Source organism: Cardiobacteriaceae bacterium TAE3-ERU3 (assembly GCA_019218315.1).
GTDB lineage: Bacteria > Pseudomonadota > Gammaproteobacteria > Cardiobacteriales > Cardiobacteriaceae > JAHUUI01.
The window spans coordinates 109712-135762 of sequence record JAHUUI010000005.1 but is presented as its reverse complement, the minus strand read 5'-3'; the positions used below and the strand labels follow the sequence as shown (position 1 = coordinate 135762).

General features: G+C 52.8%; 22 protein-coding genes. 2 read left to right on the top strand and 20 right to left on the bottom strand.

All coding sequences use genetic code 11. From position 1 onward, the window contains the following. Window positions 1–67 precede the first annotated feature (67 nt). On the top strand, window positions 68–1453 hold the full coding sequence (locus KRX19_10195; protein ID MBV7435396.1) for an NAD-dependent succinate-semialdehyde dehydrogenase: 1386 nt from the start codon (window positions 68–70) through the stop codon (window positions 1451–1453). A gap of 91 nt (window positions 1454–1544) precedes the next feature. Here the strand turns inward: KRX19_10195 and KRX19_10190 are convergent, their stop codons facing one another. From KRX19_10190 to KRX19_10135, 12 genes are all read right to left on the bottom strand, one after another. Beyond that, window positions 1545–2084 (bottom strand): DUF924 domain-containing protein, encoded by a 540-nt coding sequence (locus KRX19_10190; protein ID MBV7435395.1) that lies wholly within the window; start codon window positions 2082–2084, stop codon window positions 1545–1547. 49 nt (window positions 2085–2133) lie between these two features. After that, window positions 2134–3243, bottom strand: coding sequence for a hypothetical protein (locus KRX19_10185; protein ID MBV7435394.1), 1110 nt, complete (start codon window positions 3241–3243; stop codon window positions 2134–2136). Between the two features lie 3 nt (window positions 3244–3246). Further along, window positions 3247–3741 (bottom strand): PH domain-containing protein, encoded by a 495-nt coding sequence (locus KRX19_10180; protein ID MBV7435393.1) that lies wholly within the window; start codon window positions 3739–3741, stop codon window positions 3247–3249. A gap of 18 nt (window positions 3742–3759) precedes the next feature. Next, the gene (gene bioB / locus KRX19_10175) at window positions 3760–4794 is read right to left on the bottom strand and encodes a biotin synthase BioB (protein MBV7435392.1); all 1035 of its coding nucleotides are present in this window, start codon (window positions 4792–4794) and stop codon (window positions 3760–3762) included. Between the two features lie 81 nt (window positions 4795–4875). Beyond that, entirely contained in the window at window positions 4876–6090 is a 1215-nt protein-coding gene (locus KRX19_10170) for an FAD-dependent oxidoreductase (GenBank protein ID MBV7435391.1), read from the bottom strand. Between the two features lie 12 nt (window positions 6091–6102). Continuing rightward, on the bottom strand, window positions 6103–7038 hold the full coding sequence (locus KRX19_10165) for an ornithine cyclodeaminase family protein (GenBank protein ID MBV7435390.1): 936 nt from the start codon (window positions 7036–7038) through the stop codon (window positions 6103–6105). Between the two features lie 58 nt (window positions 7039–7096). Further along, window positions 7097–8380: an FAD-binding oxidoreductase gene (locus KRX19_10160; GenBank protein MBV7435389.1), complete on the bottom strand. Its 1284-nt coding sequence runs from the start codon at window positions 8378–8380 to the stop codon at window positions 7097–7099. A gap of 1 nt (window position 8381) precedes the next feature. Continuing rightward, window positions 8382–9854, bottom strand: a complete 1473-nt coding sequence (gene nhaC / locus KRX19_10155) for a Na+/H+ antiporter NhaC (GenBank protein ID MBV7435388.1) — start codon at window positions 9852–9854, stop codon at window positions 8382–8384. Between the two features lie 92 nt (window positions 9855–9946). Continuing rightward, a complete protein-coding gene (locus KRX19_10150; protein ID MBV7435387.1) occupies window positions 9947–11443 on the bottom strand; it encodes an aldehyde dehydrogenase family protein in 1497 nt (498 codons plus the stop codon). Window positions 11444–11465: 22 nt separating this feature from the next. Continuing rightward, window positions 11466–12854 carry a VOC family protein gene (locus KRX19_10145; GenBank protein ID MBV7435386.1) on the bottom strand — a complete coding sequence of 463 codons (1389 nt, stop codon included), beginning with the start codon at window positions 12852–12854 and terminating at the stop codon, window positions 11466–11468. 123 nt (window positions 12855–12977) lie between these two features. Beyond that, window positions 12978–13874: a LysR family transcriptional regulator gene (locus tag KRX19_10140; GenBank protein MBV7435385.1), complete on the bottom strand. Its 897-nt coding sequence runs from the start codon at window positions 13872–13874 to the stop codon at window positions 12978–12980. A 62-nt stretch (window positions 13875–13936) separates the two neighbouring features. Further along, window positions 13937–14815 carry a hypothetical protein gene (locus KRX19_10135; protein ID MBV7435384.1) on the bottom strand — a complete coding sequence of 293 codons (879 nt, stop codon included), beginning with the start codon at window positions 14813–14815 and terminating at the stop codon, window positions 13937–13939. Window positions 14816–14985: 170 nt separating this feature from the next. On the opposite strand from KRX19_10135, the gene KRX19_10130 reads away from it, so the two are divergent. Continuing rightward, complete coding sequence (locus tag KRX19_10130; GenBank protein ID MBV7435383.1) at window positions 14986–17286, top strand: RNA-binding transcriptional accessory protein; 2301 nt, start codon at window positions 14986–14988, stop codon at window positions 17284–17286. Window positions 17287–17335: 49 nt separating this feature from the next. On the opposite strand, the gene KRX19_10125 is transcribed toward KRX19_10130, so the two are convergent. The 8 genes from KRX19_10125 to KRX19_10090 form a co-directional block, all read right to left on the bottom strand. Further along, entirely contained in the window at window positions 17336–17791 is a 456-nt protein-coding gene (locus KRX19_10125) for a topoisomerase DNA-binding C4 zinc finger domain-containing protein (GenBank protein MBV7435382.1), read from the bottom strand. A gap of 450 nt (window positions 17792–18241) precedes the next feature. Further along, window positions 18242–19330, bottom strand: coding sequence for an NAD(P)-dependent alcohol dehydrogenase (locus tag KRX19_10120; GenBank protein ID MBV7435381.1), 1089 nt, complete (start codon window positions 19328–19330; stop codon window positions 18242–18244). A 182-nt stretch (window positions 19331–19512) separates the two neighbouring features. Then, complete coding sequence (locus KRX19_10115; protein MBV7435380.1) at window positions 19513–20214, bottom strand: ABC transporter ATP-binding protein; 702 nt, start codon at window positions 20212–20214, stop codon at window positions 19513–19515. Next, window positions 20215–20979, bottom strand: a complete 765-nt coding sequence (gene livG / locus KRX19_10110) for a high-affinity branched-chain amino acid ABC transporter ATP-binding protein LivG (GenBank protein ID MBV7435379.1) — start codon at window positions 20977–20979, stop codon at window positions 20215–20217. It lies immediately after the preceding gene. Further along, the gene (gene livM, locus KRX19_10105; GenBank protein ID MBV7435378.1) at window positions 20976–22202 is read right to left on the bottom strand and encodes a high-affinity branched-chain amino acid ABC transporter permease LivM; all 1227 of its coding nucleotides are present in this window, start codon (window positions 22200–22202) and stop codon (window positions 20976–20978) included. Before livM ends, livG begins: the two co-directional genes overlap by 4 nt. Beyond that, the gene (livH, locus tag KRX19_10100) at window positions 22199–23113 is read right to left on the bottom strand and encodes a high-affinity branched-chain amino acid ABC transporter permease LivH (GenBank protein MBV7435377.1); all 915 of its coding nucleotides are present in this window, start codon (window positions 23111–23113) and stop codon (window positions 22199–22201) included. The genes livM and livH overlap by 4 nt, the downstream gene beginning before the upstream one ends. A 144-nt stretch (window positions 23114–23257) precedes the next feature. Further along, a complete protein-coding gene (locus tag KRX19_10095; GenBank protein ID MBV7435376.1) occupies window positions 23258–24367 on the bottom strand; it encodes a high-affinity branched-chain amino acid ABC transporter substrate-binding protein in 1110 nt (369 codons plus the stop codon). 529 nt (window positions 24368–24896) lie between these two features. Next, window positions 24897–25964, bottom strand: coding sequence for a TRAP transporter substrate-binding protein (locus KRX19_10090; GenBank protein ID MBV7435375.1), 1068 nt, complete (start codon window positions 25962–25964; stop codon window positions 24897–24899). Between the last annotated feature and the right edge of the window lie 87 nt (window positions 25965–26051).

Below are 26051 nucleotides of genomic sequence, written 5' to 3'. Positions count from 1 at the left end.
GTATAATAGCGCGCTGAGTCGAATGCGAGGCTGCCGCACAGTTCAGCCGTTTAATTGGAGAGAGCGTATGAGTACTTATCAAGTCAAGAATCCCAATACCGGTGAAAAGGGTGAGGTCTATCCGTCACTGAACAGCGCTGAAATTGAGCGCGCTATTGAGCAGGCTGAAGCCGCTTACGTCGAGCTGAACAAGCAAAGCATTGCCGAGCGTGCAGCGGTATTGAAAAAAGCCGGTGACCTATACGACGAACGCGCCGAAGAACTTGCGCACATCATCGGTCGCGAAATGGGCAAGCCGCTCAAGGCTGCGATTGGCGAAATCAAGTTGGTTGCCGATATTTACCGTTGGTATGCGGAAAAAGGCCCAGAACTGCTTGAGAATGAATCATTGCCACTGCATGGGGCGGACAAGTCATTCGTCGAGTACCGCCCAATTGGCGCATTGCTCGGCATCATGCCGTGGAATTATCCGTACTATCAGGTCGCACGCTTTGCGGCACCAAACCTGTTGCTCGGCAACACCATCCTGCTCAAGCACGCACAAATTTGCCCTGAATCGAGCATGGCTTGTGAGCAAATTCTGACCGATGCAGGTTTGTTGCAGCATGCTTTCCAGTCTGTATTTGTTGAAGTAGAGGATGTGGAAAGCATCATCGCCGACAAGCGCATTAAAGGCGTGTCACTGACCGGTTCCGAGCGCGCGGGTACAGCCGTTGCCGCGCAGGCAGCCAAGCACATCAAAAAATCGGTACTCGAACTCGGCGGCAATGACCCGATGGTCGTGCTCGATACTGATGACGTCGCCGGTGTGGCCAAAGCTGCGGTACGCAACCGCCTCAGCAATTCAGGGCAAGTGTGCACCTCGAACAAGCGCATCATCGTGCTCGAAAGCCTATACGACGAGTTCGTCAAGCATGCGGTCGAATTTACCAAGAACACCAAAGTGGGCACTTACGACGACCCTGAAACCAAAATGGGGCCACTCTCTTCAGTCGGTGCGCGTGATGAAGTGGTCGAGCGCATTCAAAAAGCGGTTAAAGACGGCGCAACCCTGCATTGTGGCGGCGAAAAGCTTGACCGAGCCGGCGCATTCATGAGCCCGGCTGTGCTGACCGATATTCCCGAAGGCAGCGACCTTGCCTGTAACGAGTTGTTTGGCCCAGCGGTGATGATCTACAAAGCGAAAGACGATGCGCATGCCATCGAAATCGCCAACGACACCGACTTCGGCCTTTCAGCTTCAGTGTGGGGAGCGGACGTTGCGCGCGCGACCAAAGTCGCCGATCAGCTCAACGCTGGCATGATTGCAGTCAATGAATTTTCCAGCACCCAGCCGGATTTGCCATTTGGCGGCATCAAGCGCTCCGGTTACGGCCGTGAACTCGGCAAGTGGGGCTTGTTTGAATTTGCCAATGTGTGTTTGCGCCGGATCAGCGAGCAAAAATCCAGCTAATCATATAGCCAAGCACCTTTAAAATCACTTGGCTATGTTTTTAGAAACCCCCGTGAAAGCCCAGCGCTTTCACGGGGGTTTTTATTAGGTCTCAGAAGCCTGACCCGGGTTGCTTGAGAAACTCGATTTCCTCAGGCGTCGAGCTGCGATTTAAAATACCGTTGCGGTGCGGATAGCGCCCGAAGCGGTCGATGATGGCTTTGTGCTTTTGTTCGAATGCGTAGGTAGAAGGTGCGTCAAGTGTCGCAAACAGTTGCATTGCTTGCTCGTGGATGGCCGCAGATTCCGAGTGCATGTAAGGCATCAGTAAAAAACTGCGCTGGTCAGTATCAAGCTTGTCATAGTCTGGCTGCTTGATTGCTTCTTGTGCCAAAACCAGTGCCATACTGTCGCTGGCAAAAGCGCGCGCATCGTCGCGCCAGATATTGCGCGAAAATTGATCCAAAACGATGATTTCAGCCAGGCGGCCGTAAATGTCGCCACGCCAAACATAAAGTTCGCCCGCGTGTGCACTTTCGGTCAGCGCACCGAAGCGTTCGCGGATGGTCGCGTCAAATTCATCGTCTTTCCTGAACCACAGGCTCTTGTCGATGTCTTTGAACCAGAAGTCGAGCACGGTTTGTGGTTGCATGGTCGTACCTTATTAGTATTGAGCGAGCATTATTGCAGATTATCTTGCTTTATATCTCGCCTGAAATAGCAGCAAAAGTTGTGCTGGCAAGTATCCGCCCGTTAATCATCAGTTCAATGCGGTATTCACCGGGATATTCCTGGCGGGTTGTGGTGCTTTTGAGTGGCCATGATTTGCTCAGGGTAACGCGGTTGCCAGCCGGAACGTCGCGGCGGCACCATTTCAGTACCCGTTTGCGCGCTTTGTTGCTCGCGCTTGGTGAGTGCAAAATCAGGTCAATCAGTAGTGCAGAGTCCTGGTCAGCATCAAGGGTAAGGTTGACGGTAAATGATTCGCCCAAAATAACTTGCTCAGGCTGCACTGTGAATTCGTTGACGATAACAGCAGTTGCGGGAGCATAGCCTTGCAGCGCCAATGCATCAGGATGACCGGCACGAATCAGGCTACGACAAGCATGGCGGATGATCCAGTCGAGGTGCGGTGATGGTGGGCTTTGCTTTTGCCATGATTTCAGGCGTGCGATGACCAGTTCGGGATGGTCTTTACTGATGTCGTTGAGGTTATTGGCGACTGAACGGCGCACGTATTCACTGTCGTCGTCATAAAGTTTGTCCAGCAGCGGGAAAATCTCGCTTGGGTCTTGGATCAGGCGCTTGATTCGTGTGCCCCACGGTAATCTTGGGCGAATGCCTTCACTGACCAGCCTGCGTACGTCGGCATATGGATCATCCGTCCACGCGTGTAATGTTTCGAGGGTGTATTGCGGATGCTGCTCAAGGTAGGGGCGAATGGCAAATTCACCGGTGAAGTGTTGGGTGATTTTGTGGATGGCTTGCAGTGACAATTTGGGTTGGTTGAGGCCGTAACGCTCGACAATATCGGCAATCACCCACACCGGAAAGCCGCGTAATTCGCCGAGACCATGTGAACCGTCGTCCAATGCAGTCAGCAGCAGCGGTACGGCTTGCGCGTAAGGCTTATCCATGCTGGTAAACAAGGCCGTGGAAATAATGTGCAAGCGTGCCTTCATTTCCAGCATGAGCAGATCGGGGGTGACGTTGGCTTTGAATTGCCCGCGATCAAAATCAGGGTCAGAAGCTTGCAGACGTTGACCGAGTTCATCGATCAACGCCCAATTGAAATGCTCTTTTAAGTCCACGGATTATGGTGCTTTAGCGTGTAATAGCGTGATGAATTTGTCACGCTCGCCACTTGTGATGATAAAGCGGTAGGTGTGGCCACTTTTGTCAGTGATATTGATTTTGTTCAGCAGTCGGTTCAGTGTGCCGGAAGCGTTAATACTGACAATGTCGCTGTACGGGATACTGATGTGCTTTTTTTTCTGCAAGTTGAATTTATGCGCTTTAAACATCAGCTGCTGGTTAGTGAGAAACAGTTTTCCGCCAACACTGGACAGATTTGCTGGTGTTGCGTATTCGAACTGTTCGTTTTCGTGCAAATCGGGGTGGTTATTCTGATTTAATTTTTTACCGAAATATGACTGCGTAAAACGAACGAATATTACGCCTATGGCTATTGCAACCAACGACGTGCTTTCGCCGCCAAAAAGCGTTGTGAATATCCAGTCGATAATCCACACACCAACAAAAAGCATCACTGTATAAAGGATGATGTCGGTAGTGGATTTAGGTGTCATGATTGTATTCGCGTCGCTTTATGAAGAAGCGTCAGCGGTTTTCTTTTCTGGGAAATACATGCCAACCGGTGCGGCTGCGGGTGCCGGTTCGTCAATTTCGACGGGCTCGGCAAAGCCAGCCTGATGGCGGTTGATGCCGAGTTTGGCAAACAGCTTTTTGTCGGCATTTTCTTCGGGGTTGGACGTGGTGAGCAACTTGCAGCCGTAGAAAATCGAGTTGGCACCGGCCATAAAGCACAACGCCTGCATCTGTTCGTTCATCAATTCACGACCGGCAGAGAGGCGTACTGATGATTTTGGCATCATGATACGTGCGACAGCAATAATGCGAATGAAATCGAACGGATCGAGGTCGTCGAGTTTGGCCAGTGGTGTACCGGGGACGCGCACCAGCTGGTTAATCGGTACCGATTCCGGCGGTTGGCGCAGGTTGGCGAGTTCGACCAGCATGGCGAGTTGGTCATCCTGCTCTTCACCCATGCCGAGTATGCCGCCCGAGCAGATTTTCATGCCTGCGTTGCGCACGTTTTCCAGTGTGTCTAGGCGGTCGTCGTAGCTGCGCGTACTGATGATTTCCGAGTAGTAGCGGCGCGAGGTGTCGAGGTTGTGGTTGTAGTAATCAAGCCCCGCTTCGGCGAGTTTGTTCGCTTTGTCCTCATTGAGCATACCGAGGGTCATGCAGGTTTCCATGCCCAGCCCTTTGACTTGGCGGATGATTTCCTGCAAATAAGGCATGTCTTTTTCTTTCGGGTCGCGCCATGCCGCACCCATGCAGAAGCGCGTTGCACCTTGTGCTTTGGCATTTTTGGCAGCGGCGACAATTTCTTCGACTTTCATCAAGGCTTCGCGCTGTACGCCGGTCTTGTAGCGCGCACTTTGTGGGCAGTATTTGCAGTCCTCAGGGCAAGCACCCGTCTTGATCGAAAGCAGGGTGCTGATTTGCACTGCATTCGGGTCATGGTGCTGGCGATGAATTTGCTGCGCTTCAAAGAGCAAATCCATAAATGGCTTTTCGTAGAGTTCGCGGGCTTTACTGACGGTCCATGCTGACATGGGCAATCCTTGGTGTGGTCGTTAAAACAAGCGGGTTATTGTACATCATGAGATTGCGCTGCAAATGATGGCGTAGCAATACTACGTGAGTTGTTGGCAGAGGGTTTTTGCGCTGGCGCAGGCAAGCGTCCAGCCGAGGTGGCCGTGGCCGAGATTGGCATAAAGGCCGCTGCGTTTACCCGCACCGATAAACGGTAAGCCGCGGGCCGCCATCGGGCGCAGTCCGCACCAGTTTTCCAGTTCGGGCAAGCCGGTCAGGGTAGGGAAGAGGCGTTGCAGGCCATTGCGGATTTGCTGTTGCGAAGCGGGATCAAGGGTGAGGTTGTGGCCGACGAGGTCGGCACGTCCGGCCACACGCAGGCGTGTACCAATCCGTACGACGCCGATGTGATCGACGTCGTCAAACACGGTGGCAGTCGGCATGGCTTCGGGCGGCAATGCCGATGCGTCGTAAGTGAAGGAATAGCCTTTGACCGGACACACCTCAAAGGCAATGTCGCGGCGGGCGAAGTCGGGTACGAAGGCGGTGCACAGGATCGTGGCATCGGCAGGGTATTCGTTGTTTTCGCTGCGTACGCCGTGGACGTGCTGATGATTGCCCAGCAGGGCGGTCACGGGTTCGTCAGTGACCGTATGCAAGCCGCGTTCAGCAAGCACGCTGTGCAGTGCCTGGATGAAAGCATGGCAGTCGCCGATGCGGTCTTCGGGGAAATACCAGCCGCCGAGCCACTGTTCCTTGCTGTGCGCGAGAGCTGGTTCTTGTGCGAGCAGTGCGTCATGGTCGAGCCATTTGCTGGCTACGCCCAATTCATCGAGCAAGCGTTGCTGGCTGGCAAAGGCAGCGAGTTGTTGCGGGTCGCGAAAGATTTTCAGGCAACCGCCGCCACGTTGGTCGTAGTCGAGATTGTAGCGCTCACCGAGGTCGTGCAGCAGGTCGAGGCTGTGCCGTGCCATTTCAAGCGTGGTGCGGGTGGTGTTGCGGTACGGGGTTGCGCGGCAGGCGCGCAGGAAGTCAAAGCCCCATTTGCTGTTGCGAGGCAAAATGCGCCAATCGACACGGCTTGGCGAAATTGCTGGATCAGCGCGTAGCCATTGCAGGAATTGGTGCGGGGTGCCAGGTGCGGATAACGGGGTGGCAAAGCTGGTGGTGAGCAGGGCGTTATTGGCATGGCTGGTGCCATCGCCAATATTTGCCCGCGCTTCAATCAGCGTGACGCGATGACCGCGCTCGATTAATGCGGCGGCGGTGGTCAAGCCAATGATGCCGCCGCCGATGATATTGACCTGCTTACTCACGCGCGACTTGATTTAGCTGTAGTGCTTGTAAACGACTTCAGCTGCTGCGAGGTCTTCCAGTGCGGTGCCGACGCTTTTAAACAGGGTGATGGCGTCGTTGCTCTCGCGCTTGGCTTTGCCCGCGCACAGGGCAACAAGATCGCCACGGATGTCGTCTTCTTTTAATACACCGCTTTTGATCGGCTGGATGAGGTCGCCGCTTTCTTCGGGCGCTGCGTCGCAGTCAATGAATACTTCTGCACGCGAAACAGCTTCGTTATCGGCTTCGCGCATGTCTTCGCGGAAGCTGCCAATCAGGTCAACGTGCTGACCGGGCTGTAGCCATTTGCCAAAAATCAGCGGTTCGGAAGAAGGCGTCGCGCTGCTGATGATGTCGGCTTCGCGCACACCTGCTTCGAGGTCAGCACAATGCTCAGCTTTAAGGCCTTGCTGATTGAGTTTCTCAACCAGTTTTTTTGCGCCTTGTTCGTCACGGCTCCAAATTAGGGTGCGCTCGATGTCGCGTACTGCGCGGTGAGCGTGGGGTAACTCACTGCCGACTGCGCCACTGCCAATTACCAGATGGACTTTGGCGTCTTTGCGTGCGAGGTAATCAGCAGCAAGCGCGGATGCAGCGGCGGTGCGCTTGGCAGTCATTGGCTTGGCGTCCATCAGCGCTAGCAGACGACCATCTTCCCGCGAGAATAGAACGTATGCGCCGTCAATCGCGGGCAGGTTGCGTTGTCCGTTGTCCGGGGTGAAGGTGAGTAGCTTGGTGCCGCCAAATTCGCCGTCTTTTGCCCATGCAGGCTTGAGTAGTAGCATTGGATCGTGTTCGTCTTTATTAGGCATGGTGTGCACGTGGCGCAGTGGTGCTTCAATATCGGTGCTGAAATAGCGGCGCAGGGCGTCAATCAGCTCTGGATAAGTGAGTGCTGCTGCGGTTTGTTCGGCGTCAAAGAATTTCATAATGATTCCTGCGGTTGGATTAAGTTATCAACATAACATACGGCCAAGGCATTTTCATTTACGTGATGATGCGCAGGCATTGTCCGGCGTGGTAGAGCGCGATACCGGCGTCGTAGTTGATGGCGCGGGTTTTGCGCCAGTTCAGGCTGCTGTCGGCGACGGTGCGGAAGGGAATGGGCAAGGCGTCGCGGTCGTCGTCGATGAGGTAGTTGGCAAAGGCTTTGCCGAACAGGGTGCCGGTGGTGATACCACGGCCGTTGTAGCCGGTGGCGGCGAGGATGCCTGTGGCGGGCTCGAAGATGCGCATGATGTGGTCGGGGGTGAAGCCGAAGCGGCCGCACCAGCGGTAGTCCCAGTCGATGTTGCCGAGGTCGGGGAAGTAGTGCTTGGCCATGCGGTCTGCCCATGCGCGGTAGAGCCATTGTTTGCCGTCTGCGAGGCCGACTGTGCCGAGCAGCAGGCGGTCTTCGCTGTCGCGGCGGATGCTCGATAGCGCGAGGCGGGTGTCCCACGAGCCGTTGCGGTGTGGCAGGATGCGTTCATTGGCTTCGCCTTCGAGTGGCGGCGAGGCGATTTGGAAGTAGTTGACGAAGTAGATGGTTTTGAGGATGTCGGTCCATTCGCCTTCGGTGTAGGCGTTGCTGGCGATGATGACTTTTTCGGCGTCAACGCTGTTGCTGTCGGTGCGTACCAGCCAGCGCTCACCGCTTTTTTCGATGCCGGTGACGGGGCTGTGCTCGCATATGCGTACGCCGAGGCGGGTCGCGGCTTGCGCGAGGCCGGTGACGTAGGCGTAGGGGTTAATCGTGCCTGCGCGTTTGTCGAGCAGGGCTTTGTTGATGGTGGTAGTACCGCAATACTCGTGGCAGCGGCTGCCGGTGAGGATTTCGACGTCTGCACCACGGCGGGTGAGTTGTGCGTGGCGTGCGTCTATGTCGGCTTCGGCACTGTCGTTGTGCGCCATGTGCAGGTTGCCGCTACGGCTGTCGTGAGCGGTGATATTGAGGCGGTCAATGGTGTCCCAGACGAGTTTGGGCGCTTGGCCGAGCGCGGAGGTGAGTTTTTCACCGGCTGCTTCGCCGAGCTGTTGATTGAGGTCGTCGGGCTGCGCCCATGTGCCTGCGTTGACGAGGCCAACGTTGCGCCCCGAGCCGCCCGCGCCAATGGCGTGGGCTTCGAGCAGGGTGACGTTTTTGCCGGCTTCGGCGAGGTGGATGGCGGCAGATAGGCCAGTATAGCCGCCGCCGATGATGCAGACATCGCTGCGCAGGTCGGCGTCGAGTGCGAGGTGTGCAATAGGGGTGGCAACCTGAGTGTGCCACAGTATTGCGTCTTTGAGCATATTATAAGCCCTCCCAGTGTGCTGGCTTTTTCGGGTTGGGGTCGGCTAGGACGGGTTCGCGTGGCATGAATAGGCCGGTAGCCGCCCAGACGAGGCCGATGAGTGGCGATATCCAGCAGGCGAATGCCCACGGTGCATAGGTGATGGTGGCGATGCCGAGAGTGGCCGCGACGAAGCTACCACCCATGTTCCACGGAATCAGCGGCGAAAGCAGGGTGCCGCAATCCTCGATTGAGCGGGTGAGGATGGTACGACGGTAGCCGAGTTCGATGTATTTGTCTTTCATCAGGCGGCCAGAGAGGACGAGCGTGGTGTAGACGTCGCCAGTAATAGTACCTGCACCGATGACGCCGCCGTAGCTGGCGCTGACGAGGCCAAAGCGGCTGTGGATGACTTTGTTAAGTTTGGCCATGATTGAGCGCAGGGTGCCGTAGTATTCGATACAGCCAACAAATGACAGGGCAAACAGGGTCAATGCAGTGACCCACGTCATCGACATGACACCGCCTTTGGACAGCAGTTTGTCGACGATTTCGACGCCGGTGGTGGATTTGTAGCCATTCATGAGCATGTCGAAGATCGGGTGCAGACTGATGCCTTGCATGAATACGGCGATTAAACAGGCGGTGACGACACCTGCAAGGATGGTTGGCAATGCGGGCAGTTTCATAATCGCAGCACCAATGACGATGACCGCGGGCAACAGGGTGATCCACGAGATAGTGTGGTTATCCATCATGGTTTGGCGCAGCAGGTCGACGCGGCTGGTGTCGACGCCGTCGCCGCCGTATTGCATACCCATGTACCAGTAAATGCCGAGAGCGATGACCATTGCCGGTACGGTGGTCGGCAGCAAGCCTTTGATGTGGTCCCAGAGGTCGATTTCGGCCGCGGCAGGGGTGAGGTTGGTGGTGTCTGATAGCGGTGACATTTTGTCGCCGAAGAACGCGCCGGATACGACGGCGCCGCCAGTATACGCGGCTGGAATGCCGAGACCTTCACCAATACCCATCATGGCGAGGCCGACTGTACCGACGGTGCCCCATGAGGTGCCGGTGGCGACCGAGATGATAGCGCAGAGGATACACACCGAGAACAGGAAGGTGCTCGGCGAGAACCAGCCGAAGCCGTAATAGAGGATGGTCGGGACGGTGCCGGCGAGTATCCACGAGGCAATCAGCATGCCGACGCTGAGTAGTATCATACTCGCTGGCAGGCCGATTTTAACCACTTTATACATGTGGTTTTCCATGTTCATCCATTTGCCGTGGCGGAAGCGCACGAACAGGCCGGTAATCAGGATGCCGCAGGCGAGAGGAATGTGTGGAGTGAAGTCTTTATAGTAGAAGAACTGTATCGCCATAATAATGGTGGTGAGCACCAGTGGGGCAATGTCGAGTAGAAAATTATTACTTTCCGGCAGGTGATTGGGCTCTTTATCGTAGATGGCCGCTGGGTTATTTAGTTCGGACATGGTATGCACCCTCATTTATTGTGTTATTTGACTATAAGTACCAGCAAGTATTTGTGGCGATAAAGCCCGCGATAAACGCGGGCTTGTCTGGTTTAGTCGCCGAAGTTGATACCTTGGGCGAGTGGTAGTTCGCGCGAGTAGTTGATGGTGTTGGTCTGGCGGCGCATGTACGCTTTCCATGCATCCGAGCCAGATTCACGGCCACCGCCGGTTTCTTTTTCACCGCCGAATGCGCCGCCGATTTCTGCACCACTGGTGCCGATGTTGATGTTGGCAATGCCGCAGTCGCTGCCACGGTCGCTGAGGAACAGTTCGGCTTCGCGGATGTCGTTGGTGAAGGTGCAGGACGACAGGCCTTGCGGGACGTCGTTTTGCAGTTCAATCGCGTCCTCGAAGTCGCTGTAGCTCATGACGTAGAGGATTGGCGCGAAGGTTTCGGTCTTGACCACGTCGTTTTGCTCGTTCATTTCAACGATGGCTGGCTGAACGTAGTACGCATCGGGGAATTTGTCCTGCAAGACGCGCTCGCCGCCAGTGACGATGCCGCCAGAGGCTTTGGCTTTGTCGAGGATGGCTTGCATGTCGTTGAAGATGGCTTCATCAATCAGCGGGCCGACGAGGTTGCCTTCGAGCGGATGGCCGATGGAGACGGTTGAGTAGGCTTTTTTCAGCTTGGTGAGGACGTCGTCCTTGATCGATTCATGCACGAACAGGCGGCGCAGGGTGGTGCAACGCTGACCGGCTGTGCCAACCGCCGAGAACAGGATGCCACGGATGGCGAGGTCAAGGTCGGCACTTGGGGTAAGAATCATGGCGTTGTTGCCGCCGAGTTCGAGGATGCACTTGCCGAAGCGTTCGGCGACTTTCGGTGCAACGATGCGGCCCATGCGCGTGCTGCCGGTGGCGCTGACCAATGGTACACGCTCATCGGTGACCAGTGCATCGCCGACTTTGGCGTCGCCAATCAGCAGTTGCGAGAGGTTGGCCGGTGCGTCGTCGCCGAATTTGGCGACTGCTTTGTCGAACAGGGCTTGGCAAGCGAGTGCGGTCAACGGGGTTTTTTCCGATGGCTTCCAGATACAGCTGTTGCCGCACACCAGTGCCAGTGCGCTGTTCCACGACCACACCGCGACAGGGAAGTTAAACGCCGAGATGATACCGACGACGCCAAGCGGGTGCCACGTTTCGCGCATGTGGTGGCCGGGGCGTTCCGATGCAATGGTCAGGCCGTAAAGCTGACGCGACAGACCGACGGCAAAGTCGCAGATATCAATCATTTCCTGTACTTCACCGAGGCCTTCCTGTTCGATTTTGCCTGCTTCCCACGATACCAGTGCGCCGAGTTCAGCTTTGTGCGCGCGCAGCTCTTCACCGAGCAGACGAACTAATTCGCCACGGCGCGGGGCTGGTACGTTGCGCCACTGCTTGAACGCTTGCTGAGCGTTGTTGATAATGCCGTCGACATCGCTGGCTTGGTGTTCGCTGACTTTAGCCAATTCGCTGCCGTCAATCGGGCTGTGTACGGCGAGGCTGCCGTTTTGGTAAGCATCTTTGGCAACACCGAGTTTTTGCAGTAAATCCTGAATCATGTGTATTCCTTTTATGGGTTGATTAGTTTTGGTTGAGTGCGGCGAGGCAGGTGGCGATGGATTGCCGTTCAGTGGTCGCGTACAGTTCGAGTTCGTCCTGTACCGACGCGCCGAGGTCGCGCTCGAATAAATCGCGGTTGGATGTGCCGTTGTATTCTTTGGCGCCACCTTCGCCGAGGTTAGATTGGAAGATACCGGCCGCAGATACGGGCAGGAAGTCTTCGTACACAATTGGTTCTATGCTGATGTCGCCAGCGGTGAGCAGAGTATCGAGGTCGGCTTCGGTTAAGGTTTTATCGTAATTGCGGGCTTTGCCTTGCTCAGTGACGAAGTAGTGGAAATAGGCCAATTCTTCGCTGCGCAAGGTAGCGTAATCATCAGGGAAGTCACTAAAAGATGCTTCGAGTAATTGCATGTAGCGATCGGCATTCGCTTCGTTTGGTGCGCCGCCAAGTTGGCCACGTGCTTCGTTTAGCAAGCGGTCATATAGCCCACGGCCTTTGGGGGTGAGGGCGACGCCTCGCTGCTCGATTTCGCCAAAGCGCGCAGTGTGGTGGCCAGTTTCGGGTTGGCCGCTGCCGGTAAAGGTAACGCTCTCTTCAAGTGCTTTAAAGCTGGTCTGGCGCAGCAAGATTGGGCAGTTGCGGCGTGGTGGGCCTTCGATGACCGCTTTGGGCGTGATGCCGCGGCTGCTCATGCCAGCCTGTACAGCGTCGATGTCGAGGGTGCGCGGCGTGAGGTGGTTAATATGTGGGCCTTTGAATGCGACGACGTCTGCAATCAGGCGGTGTTGGTCGTGCAAGGCTTGGTAGAGCTCACGTGATACCGGTGATTCGGTGTGCCACCGGAAAGTTTCCAGCACTTCTTCCACGAAGCGCTTGGCGTCTGTTTCGTTCAGGCCGCCGTCGCGCTCGCATTGTTCGGTCAGGGCGATTGCACCGTCGGTGAAAATGTTGCGCTTGGCAAGAGTTTCCTCGGCTTGCTGGCGCAGGGCAGGGTCGTCAATCAGTTCCAAGCGTAATAAAGAGGTAAATACGCGGAATGGGCTACGGTTTAGCGATTTTGCATCGGTGGCGCGAAATGCGGTGGAATGCACTGGGACGCCCGCTGGGGCAAGATCGTAATAACCAACTGGTTGCATACCCATTACCGCAAATACGCGGCGAATGGTTGCTAACTCTTCAGGCTTACCAACGCGGATAGCACCGTGGCGTTCCATATCAAGGCGCTCAATTTCGCCAGTCTGCTCAAGCTGGTGTTGTAGCTCAGGATGAGCTTTAAGGGTTGCTGTATTAACGTCTGCAACCAAATCCATCAAGTCACCGTAGAGTGGTACTTCTTGCTGGTACATTTTTGACATCGCGGCGGAAAAGTCTGCGCGGATGTCGTCTGGGTTGATCCACTGGCTCATGTTTATTCTCTTTATGTTAGTCACGGAATGGTTATTGAAGCCGAGAGTGAAGCATGAAGCAAACGAATATTTATCGTCTAGTTATTCTTTATTTTCCTAAAGTAGGATTTTTTGAGCTTTTTTCTAATCATGAAGGTGCTTTTGTACCCAGGCGAGCATCGCCGCGACTTTTGGCGTATCGGCGAGTGCGGTGGCATAGAGCATGTAATACGCACCGCTGCTGTGCAGTACATACGGCCACGGCATGATTAATTTGCCACTATCGAGCTCGTCTTGCACGAGAAGCTGCGGCACCAATGCGATACCACAGCCAGTTTCTGCGGCCTGAATGCAGGCGTAAAAGGTATCAAAGCGTGGACCAGTGAAGGTGTGGCTTTGCTGGACCAGTTGCAAGGCAAAATAATCGCGCCATGCGCGCGGGCGTGAGCGCGATTGTAGTAGTGTGTAATCAGCAAGTGCTTCGACATTGGCCAGCGGTGCGTCGATTAACGACGGCGCACAGACCGCGACGCAGTGCTCGTCAAATAATTTGATACATTCCATTTCTGGCCACACACCGTCGCCGTATAGAAATGCCATATCGACAGTGCGATTTTCCGCGACCAGCGTACCAATCTGGTCGCAAATATCGAGATGGATGTGCGGATGTGCGCGACTGAATCCCTTAAGTAGCGGCACTAGCCAGCGTGCGCACAAAGTCGGGTGGCAAGCGATGTGTAGCGGCTCGGCCTCGCTGCCGTGTGCGAGCATATTGAGTACAGCAAGTTCAATCCGTGCAAGAATCGCCTCTGCTTCTTTGAGAAAAATCTTGCCAGCCGGAGAGAGGTGGAGGCGCTGGCGACTGCGGTGGAACAGCTGTGTTTGCAGCAAATTCTCAAGTTGGGCGACTTGCTTGCTCACCGCGCTTTGCGTCATGTGCAATTCCCGCGCTGCCTTGGTAAAGCTCAGATGCCGTGCAGATGCTTCAAAGCATTGCAGCGAAGCAGTGGACGGGTATTTGCGGAAAGAGAGTTCTTGCATGGTGCATTAAAACAGAAAAAAGCGTCTAAAATTTAGACGCTTTTTGCATTTGTTAATAGTTACTATTCTTGAATATCGCCTCTTTCTCCATTAAAAACGATAACGTGTTCAATGGAGAAACTATTGATACTACCAGCCAATTCACTGGCTTTAGGACCGTACAAAATTAAACCATAGTTCTGGAGTGGCCCAGAGTCAAAATCTTGTTTTTTTGAGCTTACTGAAGCATCAGCAATTGTCATACTTTGTATAGAATCATTATTAAGCCCAAAAGGGGCTTGTTTTAAGGAAGCTTCGTGCAGGGTTATTTCACCATAGTGAGATAAGCCCGAAATTATTCCTGATCCTTTTCTTGTTGAAAAATCAATATCATATATTAATTCACCACTTTCTCTTCCATCCGAAGCAAAACCTTTATATTGTGCTTTCCCTGTTGAGGGTGTTTCACTTAATCGGGTAGGTGATCCGAGAACATAGTGAATGCTGGTTCCCTTATCGTAGTTTCGATATATGGAGGCGAGTGAAAAAGGGAGCTGATAACTGTATAAATTACCAGTATCTTGAAGGTCATTTCCTATAAAGTGGATCTTTTTTGTACTTAACCCTGCAGGAAGGGTGCTAAAAGATAGATATAGTTCGTTATTTTTGTATTTCATCAAGGTGTGATTGTTCTCGATTAAAGTTGCTTCGAGACTATCAGAATTGGAGGAGTTAGTTATTGTTAACGTATTGTCTTTGAGGCGTCTTGCTTCTTCCTGATATTCATCTGGCGTTAGAGCATTATTCTTATTAATAGATTCACCAAGTTTTTCTTCAAATTTTTTATTGTTTTCTGACTTTATCATTTCAGTGTGGCTAATATCTGCACCGCCACCTCCGCAACCTGTCAGGGCTAGTGTAGTAATGAATACCGGAATAGAAAAGAGTAATTTTTTTGACATGATAATTCCCTGAAAAATAGTGAGGTGGTTATTCTTATGTCCGTTATGTCTGTGGACATCAGGTATCTTATAGGAGTTACATAATCCTGACAAAGATATATTTTGCAAGCATGTTTGTATGTGATTGGTAAACTGTGTGCTTATTCAGATTATATAGATTGTGAGGGATTATGGATATTATTCGCCAGATTGCGACGACGTTGAATGTGCAGCCGAAGCAGGTCGAGGCGGTGATTGCGCTGCTCGACGATGGTGCGACGGTGCCGTTTATTGCCCGTTATCGTAAAGAGGTGACCGGCGGGTTGGACGATACCCAGTTGCGCAATTTGCACGACCAGCTGGGCTATTTACGCTCGCTAAACGAGCGCCGCGAGACCATCCTGAAATCCATTGATGAACAAGGCAAGCTGAATGATGAGCTGCGTGCAGCGATTGAGGCGGCGGATAATAAGACCACACTTGAAGACCTTTATCTACCATATAAGCCCAAGCGCCGTACCAAGGCGCAGATTGCGCGTGAGGCTGGGTTGGCACCATTGGCTGAAGCAATTATGGATACGCAGCCAGCCGAGCCACTTGATTTGGCTGCTGATTATGTCGACGCCGATAAGGGTGTAGCTGATGCGCAAGCGGCGCTTGATGGTGCACGCGCGATTGTCATCGAGCAATTAGGCGAGGATGCGGCCTTGTTGGCACGCTTGCGCGAGAAATTGTGGCGTGAAGGTGTGGTGGTGTCGCAGGTGGTCGAAGGGCAGGCCGAGGCAGGTGAGAAGTTTAAGGATTATTTTGACTACGCTGAGCCAATTGCTAAAGTACCGGGGCACCGGGCGTTGGCGCTGTTCCGTGGGCGCAATGAAGGCGTGCTCAATGTCAGCTTGCAGGCGCAGGCCGAGGAATTGCCAAGCAGTGTGCCGAGTGAATACGAGCTGATTATAGTGGAGCATTTCGGCATTGGCGAGAAATGCTGCTGGTTGCGCGATTGCGTGCGACTTGCATGGCGCGCCAAGTTGCTTATTTCACTATCAACCGATGCGTTTTCCCGCCTCAAGCAACAGGCGGATGAAGACGCCATTTCTGTATTCGCCAGTAACGTAAAAGACTTGTTACTTGCTGCACCAGCAGGGCGTTTGCCGACCTTGGGGCTTGATCCCGGTTTGCGTACTGGGGTCAAAGTGGCGGTGGTTGACGATACCGGCAAAGTCGCCGCGACGGATACGATTTACCCGCATGTGCCTCGCAAGGATTGGCAGGGTAGTTTGCATACCTTATTCAAGCTGATCAAGCAGCACAATGTGCGCCTGGTTGCGATTGGCAATGGCACCGCGAGCCGCGAAACCGATCAGCTTGCTGCGGAACTGGTCGCCGAATGCCGCAAGCAGGATATGGAAGTGCACAAGCTGGTGGTGAGTGAAGCAGGTGCGTCGGTATATTCCGCGTCGGAACTGGCGTCGCAGGAGTTGCCGGATTTGGATGTGTCGTTGCGCGGTGCGGTATCGATTGCGCGGCGCTTGCAAGATCCGCTCGCAGAACTGGTCAAAATTGATCCGAAGTCGATTGGTGTCGGTCAGTATCAACACGATGTTGACCAGAATGCACTGGCGCACAGTCTCGACGGCGTGGTTGAGGATTGCGTGAATGCGGTCGGGGTTGATGTGAATACGGCATCACCGGCATTGCTGGCACGCATTGCCGGTTTGCATGCAACTTTGGCGGCAAATATTGTTGCATTTCGCGATGAACATGGCGCATTCAACAGCCGCAAGACCTTGCTCAAAGTACCGCGCTTGGGCGCGAAAACCTACGAGCAGGCGGCGGGATTCTTGCGCGTCAATGGCGGTAAAGAGCCGCTGGATGCTTCCGCGGTACACCCTGAAGCGTATGGTGTGGTCAAGAAAATGAGCGAAGCGCTGGGCTTGTCTACTGGTGAACTGATTGGCAACCGTGAGGCGATTGCGCGTATCAAGCCGCAAGACTTCATCACCGAACAATTTGGCTTGCCGACCATCCGCGACATCATCAGCGAGCTGGAAAAGCCGGGCCGTGATCCGCGTGGTGAATTCAAAACCGCGAGCTTTGCCGAGGGCGTGAATGAAGTCAGCGACCTTGAAGTGGGCATGGTGCTCGAAGGCGTGGTCAGTAATGTCGCCAATTTTGGAGCATTCGTCGATATCGGCGTGCATCAGGACGGACTGGTGCATATTTCGCAACTAGCGGATCGCTACGTCAGTGATCCGCGTGAGGTGGTTAAAGCCGGTGATGTGGTTAAGGTGCGCGTGCTTGAAGTTGATCCCAAGCGCAAACGCATCAGCCTGTCGATGCGCAAAGACGGCGGACAATCCGGCAGTGACCACAGCAGCGCCAAACGACAAGACAACAACCCGTCACGCAACCAGCATAAATCCAACAAACGCGACAGCAAACCACAGCCGAATACCGCAATGGCTGATGCATTTGCGAAGTTGAAGCGGTAAGTAAGGATATCAAGCTAAGGTTATTTAGATAGTCTTAATAGCTTGGTTATTAGCGCCCCTGAATATAGGCTTTAGTGCCGTGGCATTTGGGAAAATGTTCGCAGCCCCAAAACTGTTTGCCACTGTGTGCGCCTTTGTGGGCGGTGCGTAGTTTCATATTGCTGCCGCAGTGCGGGCAGGACGGTGTAGGCTGTTTTTGTGCTTGGGTGTGTAATGTTTTGATGTGGTTAATATGGGCCTGCTTGGTCGCTCTGTTCTGCATGAGACAGTTATTTTTGATGGTGTCTGTCATGCTCAATACTTCGGCTTCACTAAACCGGGTTTGCTGATGGCGCCGAATATAGTTAGCGAGGCTGCCGCCGTCACTAACTACGTTATCCGGCATGGGGGTTTTAAATATTGCATCACCGATGAAAATGACAACGGGTATGCAGTATTCGTGATTGATATTGAGCAGGTCGGCGAGCGTTTTGGTGTGCTTGTAGTTTTGTCGTAGCGGATTCATGAATTGGTGTTTTTGTTTGTAGTGGATTTGCGTCCATTTCGCTTGCTTTGTATCACCAAATATCCAGCCTTTCATATTTTTGGTTTCAACGACGAAGATGCCGTAGCGTGAAGTGATGATGTGGTCTATTTGCGTCGTACCGCCATTATGCGTCGGTAACGTGACATCATTGATTACCTGATATTCCTCGGGATTGAGGTGCAGTTGAAATGAAGTAGCAACGACTTTTTCACCTATCCAGCCTTTAACGCGTCTGCTACTGAATACCAGCTTGAGCACCATGACGCATACCAATAACGGAATAAGCCAAAGAAAGGTTGGAAACAATTCGTTAAGAATAAGCATGGTGATTCGGTTTGGTAAACAGCTCGTTATTTTAAATTAGTGAGCAATGTTTTTGGAAAACAAAAGCCCTGCAAAAGCAGGGCTTGAATGAGCTTGGTTTGTTGATTATGGTTTGATCGCGACTTTTAGTACGCCGTCGCGCTGGTTCATGAATAGGTCATAGGCTTCGACGATGTTATCGAGCTTGTATTCATGGGTGACCAGTGGCGTGAGGTCGATGCGGTCGTGCTCAATGACGGCCATCAGGCGGCGCATGCGTTCTTTTCCGCCGGGGCAAAGTGCAGTGTTGATTTTGTGGTCACCGAGTCCGGCGGCAAATGCGCTGATTGGAATCTTGAGGTCTTCTGAATAAACGCCGAGGCTTGATAATGTACCGCCCGGTTTAAGGATACGCAGCGCTTGTTCGAATGTCTTTTGCATGCCAAGCGCTTCAATGCTGGCATCGACACCACGACCATTGGTCAGCTTCATGATTTCATCAATCACGTCGACTTTGGTGAAGTTCAGGGTGATATCTGCACCCATCTTTTTGGCGATTGCCAAGCGTTCGTCGTTGCCATCAATGGCGATAATTGCAGCCGCGCCGCGCAACTTTGCCCCTGCTGTAGCGCATAGCCCGATAGGGCCTTGAGCAAAAATGGCAACGGTATCGCCAATTTTGATATTGGCATTTTCAGCACCTTTAAAGCCGGTAGACATAATATCCGGGCACATCAGTACCTGTTCGTCAGTGAGTTCATCAGGTACTGGGGCGAGGTTTGCCTGTGCGTCTGGTACGAGCACGTATTCGGCTTGAGTGCCGTCGATGATGTTGCCGAAGCGCCAGCCGCCAGTTGCTTTGTAGCCATGGCAAGGGCCATCCGGCATGATGTAGCCGCCATCTTGAGATGAGACGCCGTCCTGACAGGCATAAGAACTGAAGCTAGGGCAAATCGCGCCTGCAATAACGCGCTGGCCTTCTTCGTAGCCATGGACATTCTTGCCTAGCTTCTCAATGATCCCGACAGGCTCATGGCCGATGGTCAGGCCTTTTTCTACGGGGTATTCTCCTTTTAGAATATGGATGTCTGTGCCGCAGATGGTGGTTGTAGTGATCTTAATTAGTGCATCGTTTGGCCCGATTTCAGGTATGGGCTTTTCCTGTACCTCGATTTTCCCGGGTGCAATAAATACGGTTGCTTTCATAGTTGACATGACTTGCTCTCCCCTCATGTGATGAACGAAATGCAATAGCCAATTGTCTTTAAAATGAATTGGCTATATGTCATTACACTACTACTTAAAAAATATAATCTCTATATATTGCTGTTAGCATTTATTTAACTAGTGTTATTTTGTTTCAAATAAAATCAGTTGTTTAAGTCTATGATAACGGCTTAGCCTCCTAGATAGGCGGCCTTGACGCGGTCGGAGGTGAGCAGGTTGGCGCCAGTATCGTGCATGGTGATCTTGCCGATTTCGAGGACGTAGCCACGGTCGGCTATTTGTAGGGCGCGGTGTGCGTTTTGCTCGACCAAAAAGATGGTGATACCTTCTTTGCGGATGTCCTCAATGATGTTGAAGATCTGCGCGATGATTAGCGGCGCGAGACCAAGCGAAGGTTCATCAAGTAGCAGCAGGCGTGGGCGCATCATCAGCCCGCGGCCAATGGCGAGCATTTGTTGTTCGCCGCCGGATAAGGTGCCGGCGCGTTGTTTACGGCGTTCGGCAAGGCGCGGGAATAGGCTGTAGGCGTGTTCTATACCCTGTTTGTTTTCACTGGCGCTGCGGTGGAAGCCACCGAGCTCGAGGTTTTCTTCGATGGTTAAGCCAGAAAAGATGCGGCGCCCTTCGGGGACAAGGGCAATGCCCGATTGGCTGATGCGGTGCGTGGGCTGTTGGGTGATGTCTTCACCTTCGTAGATGACGCTGCCTGATGAGGCTTGCGGGTTGCCGCAGATGGTATTGAGTAAGGTCGATTTTCCTGCACCATTGGCACCGATAAGTGTGACGATTTCGCCTTGTTCAACGTGCAGAGATACGCCTTTGAGTGCCTCAATTTGTCCGTAGTGAGTATGCAGGTCGGTAATTTGCAGCATTTATTCTTCTCCGAGGTAGGCTTTGATGACGTCGGGGTTGTTGCGGATATCGTCTGGACTGCCGATGGCGATTGGGCGGCCGTATTCCATCACCATGATTTGTTCGGATAACGGCATGACGAGGCTCATGTCGTGCTCAATCAGCAACACGGAGATGCGGTGCTCATCGCGTAGGCGGCGAATGAGGGTGACGAGTTCGGCAGTTTCGTTGGGGTTTAGCCCCGCTGCAGGTTCGTCGAGAATCAGCACTTTGGGCTCGGTCATCATGCAGCGCGCAATTTCGAGGCGGCGCTGCTGGCCGTAGGCGAGATTGCCCGCTTCGTGGTTAGCGTACTCGCGCAGGCCGAAGAAGCTCAGCCATTCGGCTGCGAGGATCTTGGCGCGCTGTTCGCTGTCGCGGTAGCTTTTGGTGCGGAATATACCGGCAAAATAGCTACGGTTGACGTATTGATGGCGCGCAATCAGCAGATTTTCCAGCACCGTCATTTCTTTGAATAGGCGGATGTTCTGGAAGGTTCGCGTCAGCCCTTTTTGCGCGACGATGTGGCTGGGTTTGCCGGTGATATCTTCGCCGTCGAGGGTGATAGTGCCGCCGCTGGGCTTATAGAAGCCGCTGATGCAGTTAAATACCGTGGTTTTTCCGGCGCCGTTAGGGCCAATGATGGCAGAGATTTCGTCTTGATAAAGGTGGAAAGTGACTTCATCTACCGCAACGAGGCCGCCGAAGACCATGCGCAGGTCGTGTACAGAGAGCAGTGATTTCATTCCGGCAGCTCCATTTTTGGACGTTGAGCAGGGATAAGACCTTGTGGTCGCCAAATCATCATGACGACCATCACCGCACCGAAGATCAGCATGCGGTATTCAGAAAATTCGCGTGCCAGTTCGGGGATGGCTGTGAGCGCAATGGCGGCGAGAATAACGCCAACTTGCGAGCCCATGCCGCCGAGGACGACGATGGCGAGGACGATGGCCGACTCGATAAAGGTAAATGATTCGGGGTTGATAAAGCCCTGCTTAGCGGCGAAGAATGCACCAGCAATACCGGCAAATAATGCGCCGATGGCGAAGGCTGATAACTTGACCAACGTTGGGTTTAGGCCGAGTGAGCGGCAAGCGATTTCATCTTCACGCAGTGCCTCCCACGCGCGACCAACCGGCATACGCAGGAGACGGTTGACGATCCACAATGTTGCCAGGCAAAGGACAAAAATAATGATGTAGAGGAATATTAAGCGGTATTCCGAACTGTATTTCAGCCCCGCCCATTCATGGAATGGGATTTCCCCGACTTTGGCTCGTTTGGTAAACACGATACCAAACAGGCTTGGTGCCGGTATTGAACTGATGCCGGCCGGGCCGTTGGTGTAGGTATCGAGGTTGTTGAGCAGGATACGGATGATTTCACCGAAGCCCAGAGTAACGATGGCGAGGTAGTCACCGCGCAAGCGCAGGACGGGGAAGCCGAGTAAGATACCGACGATACCGGCGAGTACAGCGGCAATGGGCAGCACCCACCAGAAGCTGATGCCGTAGTGAGTCGAAAGCAGGGCGTAGGTGTATGCGCCAACGGCATAAAAGCCGACATAGCCGAGATCAAGCAGCCCGGCAAAGCCGACCACGACGTTAAGGCCGAGGCCGAGTAAGACATAAATCAATGCCAAGGTTGCAATGTCGATGGTGGCTCGTGAGCCGATAAATGGAATCAGGCAGCCGATGATGATCAGGATACCGAGTACCCAGTCACGGTGTGATTCGAGATAGCTCGATGGTTGGAAGCGTGGATTGATGTGCTTGGTGAAGCGCATGACCGGCAGCATCAAGTTGGCAATAAATACTGCCAGCCCCGCATAGACGCTGTGCATCCATGTTCCGGTGAGGCTGAGGCCGCTGGCGTCCTGATGGATTTTGACGCCAAGAATTGGCAGAGTGATGAGGAAGGTGAGAAAGCCCATCACCACGGCTTGTTTTAATGTGTGGCGTATCATACTTTTTCTACCTCCGGTTTACCAAGGATTCCGGTTGGGCGGAACAGTAACACAAGGATCAGTAGCGAAAATGCGACCACATCTTTGTATTCACTGGATAAGTAGGCAGATGTAAAGCTTTCAGTGAGGCCGAGAATCAAGCCACCAAGCATGGCGCCAGGAATTGAACCGATACCGCCAAGAACGGCTGCGGTAAATGCCTTAAGCCCGGCAATGAAGCCGATATATGGGGTAACGACGCCGTAGTACAGAGCGACGAGTACGCCGGCAATTGCAGCGAGCGCAGCACCGATAACGAACGTCAGGGCGATGACTTTATTGGCGTCAATGCCAAGCAAGCGTGCCATCCCGAGGTCTTGTGCGCAGGCGCGGCAGGCTTTACCCATTTTGGAATTCTGGATAAACAGGCTTAGTGCGGCCATGGATACAAGGGTCGAGATAATAATGATGATTTGCAGTGCTGAGACGGAGAAGGCGGCTTCGCTGCCACTGAATAGTTCCCAGCGCTGGTCCATGACCGGTTGCAGGGCAATGTCTTTATTGCTTTGGCCGTTAGCGACAAAGTTTTGCAGGAAGATCGACATACCGATTGCGGAAATGAGCGGTACGAGGCGCGGACTGTTGCGTAATGGCTTATAAGCGACGGACTCAATCATGTAACCGTAGCCACTGGTGATGAGCATAGCGATGGCAAAAGTCAGGATCAGAATAATCGGCAGGGCGGTGATCCCGATCATCGGTAGGCCGACTATGGCAACAATGCCAGTGTAAGCACCGATCATATAGACTTCGCCGTGCGCGAAGTTGATCAGTCCGATAATGCCATACACCATCGTATAGCCGATGGCGATTAGAGCGTAGATGCTGCCAAGCGTCACGCCATTAATAATTTGTTGGGGAAGATCGTACATGTGTGTTGTTCCGCGAAAAGGTACGCATAAAGTAAGTGCCTTTAAAATTCATACGGTATCGTATTGATATGAAATTTAAAATCACTTGGCTATACAGTCAAAAAAACGGCGACATGGAAACCATGCCGCCGTGGTAATGATGGCTTATTCGCCAGTGACCAGCTTACGGCTGCCGTCAGCATTCAGCTCATAGATAACTGACTGGAAGTCTTTCAGGTTGCCATTTTCCTGATAGCTGATTTCACCGATTGGGGTGTTGAACGTGCCAGCGCGGATTGCATCAGCAACGGCTTCGCTATCGTCGTTACTACCAACTTCGTTGGCCGCATCAACAATAACTTGTACTGCAGTGTAGCCTGGGAGTACGAATGGGCCGCTAACATCGTCGCCTTTGGCTTTAAATGCTTCAACCAGCTCGGCATTGTTTGGATCTTCTGCGAAGTTCTTAGGTACAGTCGCGAGGATGCCATTGGCTGCTTCACCAGCAATAGCGAACAAGTCAGGGTTATCGATACCGTCTGCACCCATGTAAGTTGGGTTGAAGCCTTGGTCGTTACCTTGGCGGATGATCAGGCCGAGCTCAGGGTGGTAGCCGCCCCAATAGACGAAGTCGACATTTTCAGACTTGAGCTTGGTGATCAGTGCAGCGAAGTCAGTTTGACCCTTGCTCACGCCTTCCATAATAACCGGCTCAACACCTTTTTCCTTAAGTACTTTCTCCACGCCTTCAGCGAGTCCTTGGCCGTACTGCTGTTTGTCGTGCAACAGGGCAATGCGTTTAGGCTTTAAAACGTCAACGATGTAGTTGGCACTGGTCGGGGCGCTTTGTGCGTCGGTACCGATGGTGCGGAAAATAGTGGTGTAGCCTTTTTCAGTCAGCTCTGGCGCAGTTGCAGCTGGCGTAACCATGACGATGCCTTCTTCGTCATAAATTTCTGCTGCTGGCAGCGTAGATGATGAGCAGAGGTGGCCGATAACGTACTGGATACCGTCATTAACGATTTGGTTGGCAACTGAAACGGCTTGCTTTGGCTCACAAGCATCGTCGTAAATTTTGTATTCGATTTGTTGACCGTTCATACCGCCATTGGCGTTGATTTGTTCAATCGCCATTTTTGCTCCGGTATTTTGCATGGTGCCATATTGCGTGACCGGACCAGTGGTTGGGCCAGCAAGGGCAATGGTGATGGTGTCGGCGGCAAATGCAGCAGGCATCATGGTGCTGATCGCGAGAGCAAGCAGAGATTTTTTCATTATCGAACTCCTATGGGGTAAGTAGACAAGTAAGATTATAACCATAACTTAATAAAAGTGAAGTTTTTTATTACCCATTTTTTAATTACTCAAGCCACGGTATCCAAACAAAGTTCAATTTCAGTTGACCTTGGGATGTGGTGGCACTTGAAACCTTCTGTTACCAATCACAACATCATCAAATACTGGCTGTGAGGTCGAAATCTGGCAGTCTTCAGTAAGCTCTAGTGCGGTATCGTCTTCTGAAAAGGATTCGAGCTGAAGTAGGCGGTGATAAGCGCTTCTTCGCTGCAGCAGTTGCGTATCACAATGGAGCTTGATCTCAATGTGATATAGAGGCCAGTTGAGTGCGAGGGTATCTCTTCGGTGAAGCCATACTTATGGATATAGGTGATGCTAGCTGTGCTGATACCGATCAGTAAAGCACCGATAATCTATTTTTTTTGAAGAGTTAGATAGTCAATCGAATGGGCTATAGTGCCTAAAAAAGCCGCAAGGCTTGAAGCACTTGCGGCTGTATGAGGATTGGTTACAGAGTGCGGTATTGCAGGATATGGCGCTCGTTGGCTGAGCCTTTGTCTTGCAATGCAGAATAGGCGCGATATGAGTCGGCAATGCGCTTGGCAATATCGCTTTGAGCCGCGTATTCATCCATGTAGTCTGCGGTGAGTTTCTTCAGCTCACGCATGATGTCGTCGCTCATGAAGCGGACGTCTACACCGTGTTTATCGACCAGCGTTTGTAATGCTTGGGCATTGTTGACGCGGTATTCATTGATCATAAACATGGTTGCCGCCTGCGAGACGCTTTTAACTTGGGCTTGCAGGTGTTCCGGCAGGCTGTTCCAAGCATCGCCATTGATCAGGAGTTCGACTCCGGCACTCGGTTCGTTCCAGCCGCCATAATAATATTTTGCTGCTTTATAGAGACCGAAAGCGAGATCGTTCCACGGCCCTACCCAGTCAGCAGCATCAATGACGCCATTTTGCATCGAGGTGAAAATCTCACTGCCGGGCATGGTAACCGGGGTTGCGCCGACGCGCTTGAGTACTTCACCGCCAATGCCTGGCATACGGATTTTCAATCCTTGGAAATCTTCCAGGGAATTAATTTCCTTGTTGAACCAGCCGCCCATTTGATAGTCGGTATTGCCGGCCAACATTGGGACAACATTGAATGGTTTGTAAAGTTCGGTATGTAGGTCGTGGCCGCCGTGCATTTCATACCATGAGGTGTAGTCCAAAGGGGTAAGCCCAAAGGGTACGGATGTGAAAATTTCAGCTTCAGGTACAGTACCTTTCCAGTAATAACCTGTACCATGACCGAGCTCGGCAGTGCCGTCGCTGACGGCATTAAATACTTCCAGCGCCGGAACGAGTTCGCCACCGCCGTAGATGGTGATATTGATCTGGCCGTTGGTGACGCGCTTGAGTTCGTCTGCAAACCATTGCGCACCGGTGCCGAGGCCGGGGAATTTCTTTGGCCACGACATGACCATTTTCCAGTTGTATTGCTTTTCTTCAGCGCGTGCGGCTCCAGCAGCACCCATAGCAAGTGCGCTAACACTACCGGCTTTGATGAGGTTTCTTCTTTTCACGAGAGGCTTCCTTGTGGTTATGGATGAAAGGTCAAGCGACGATATTGATAGAGTGATTTAACCTATAAATCGTACTGATAATTTAAC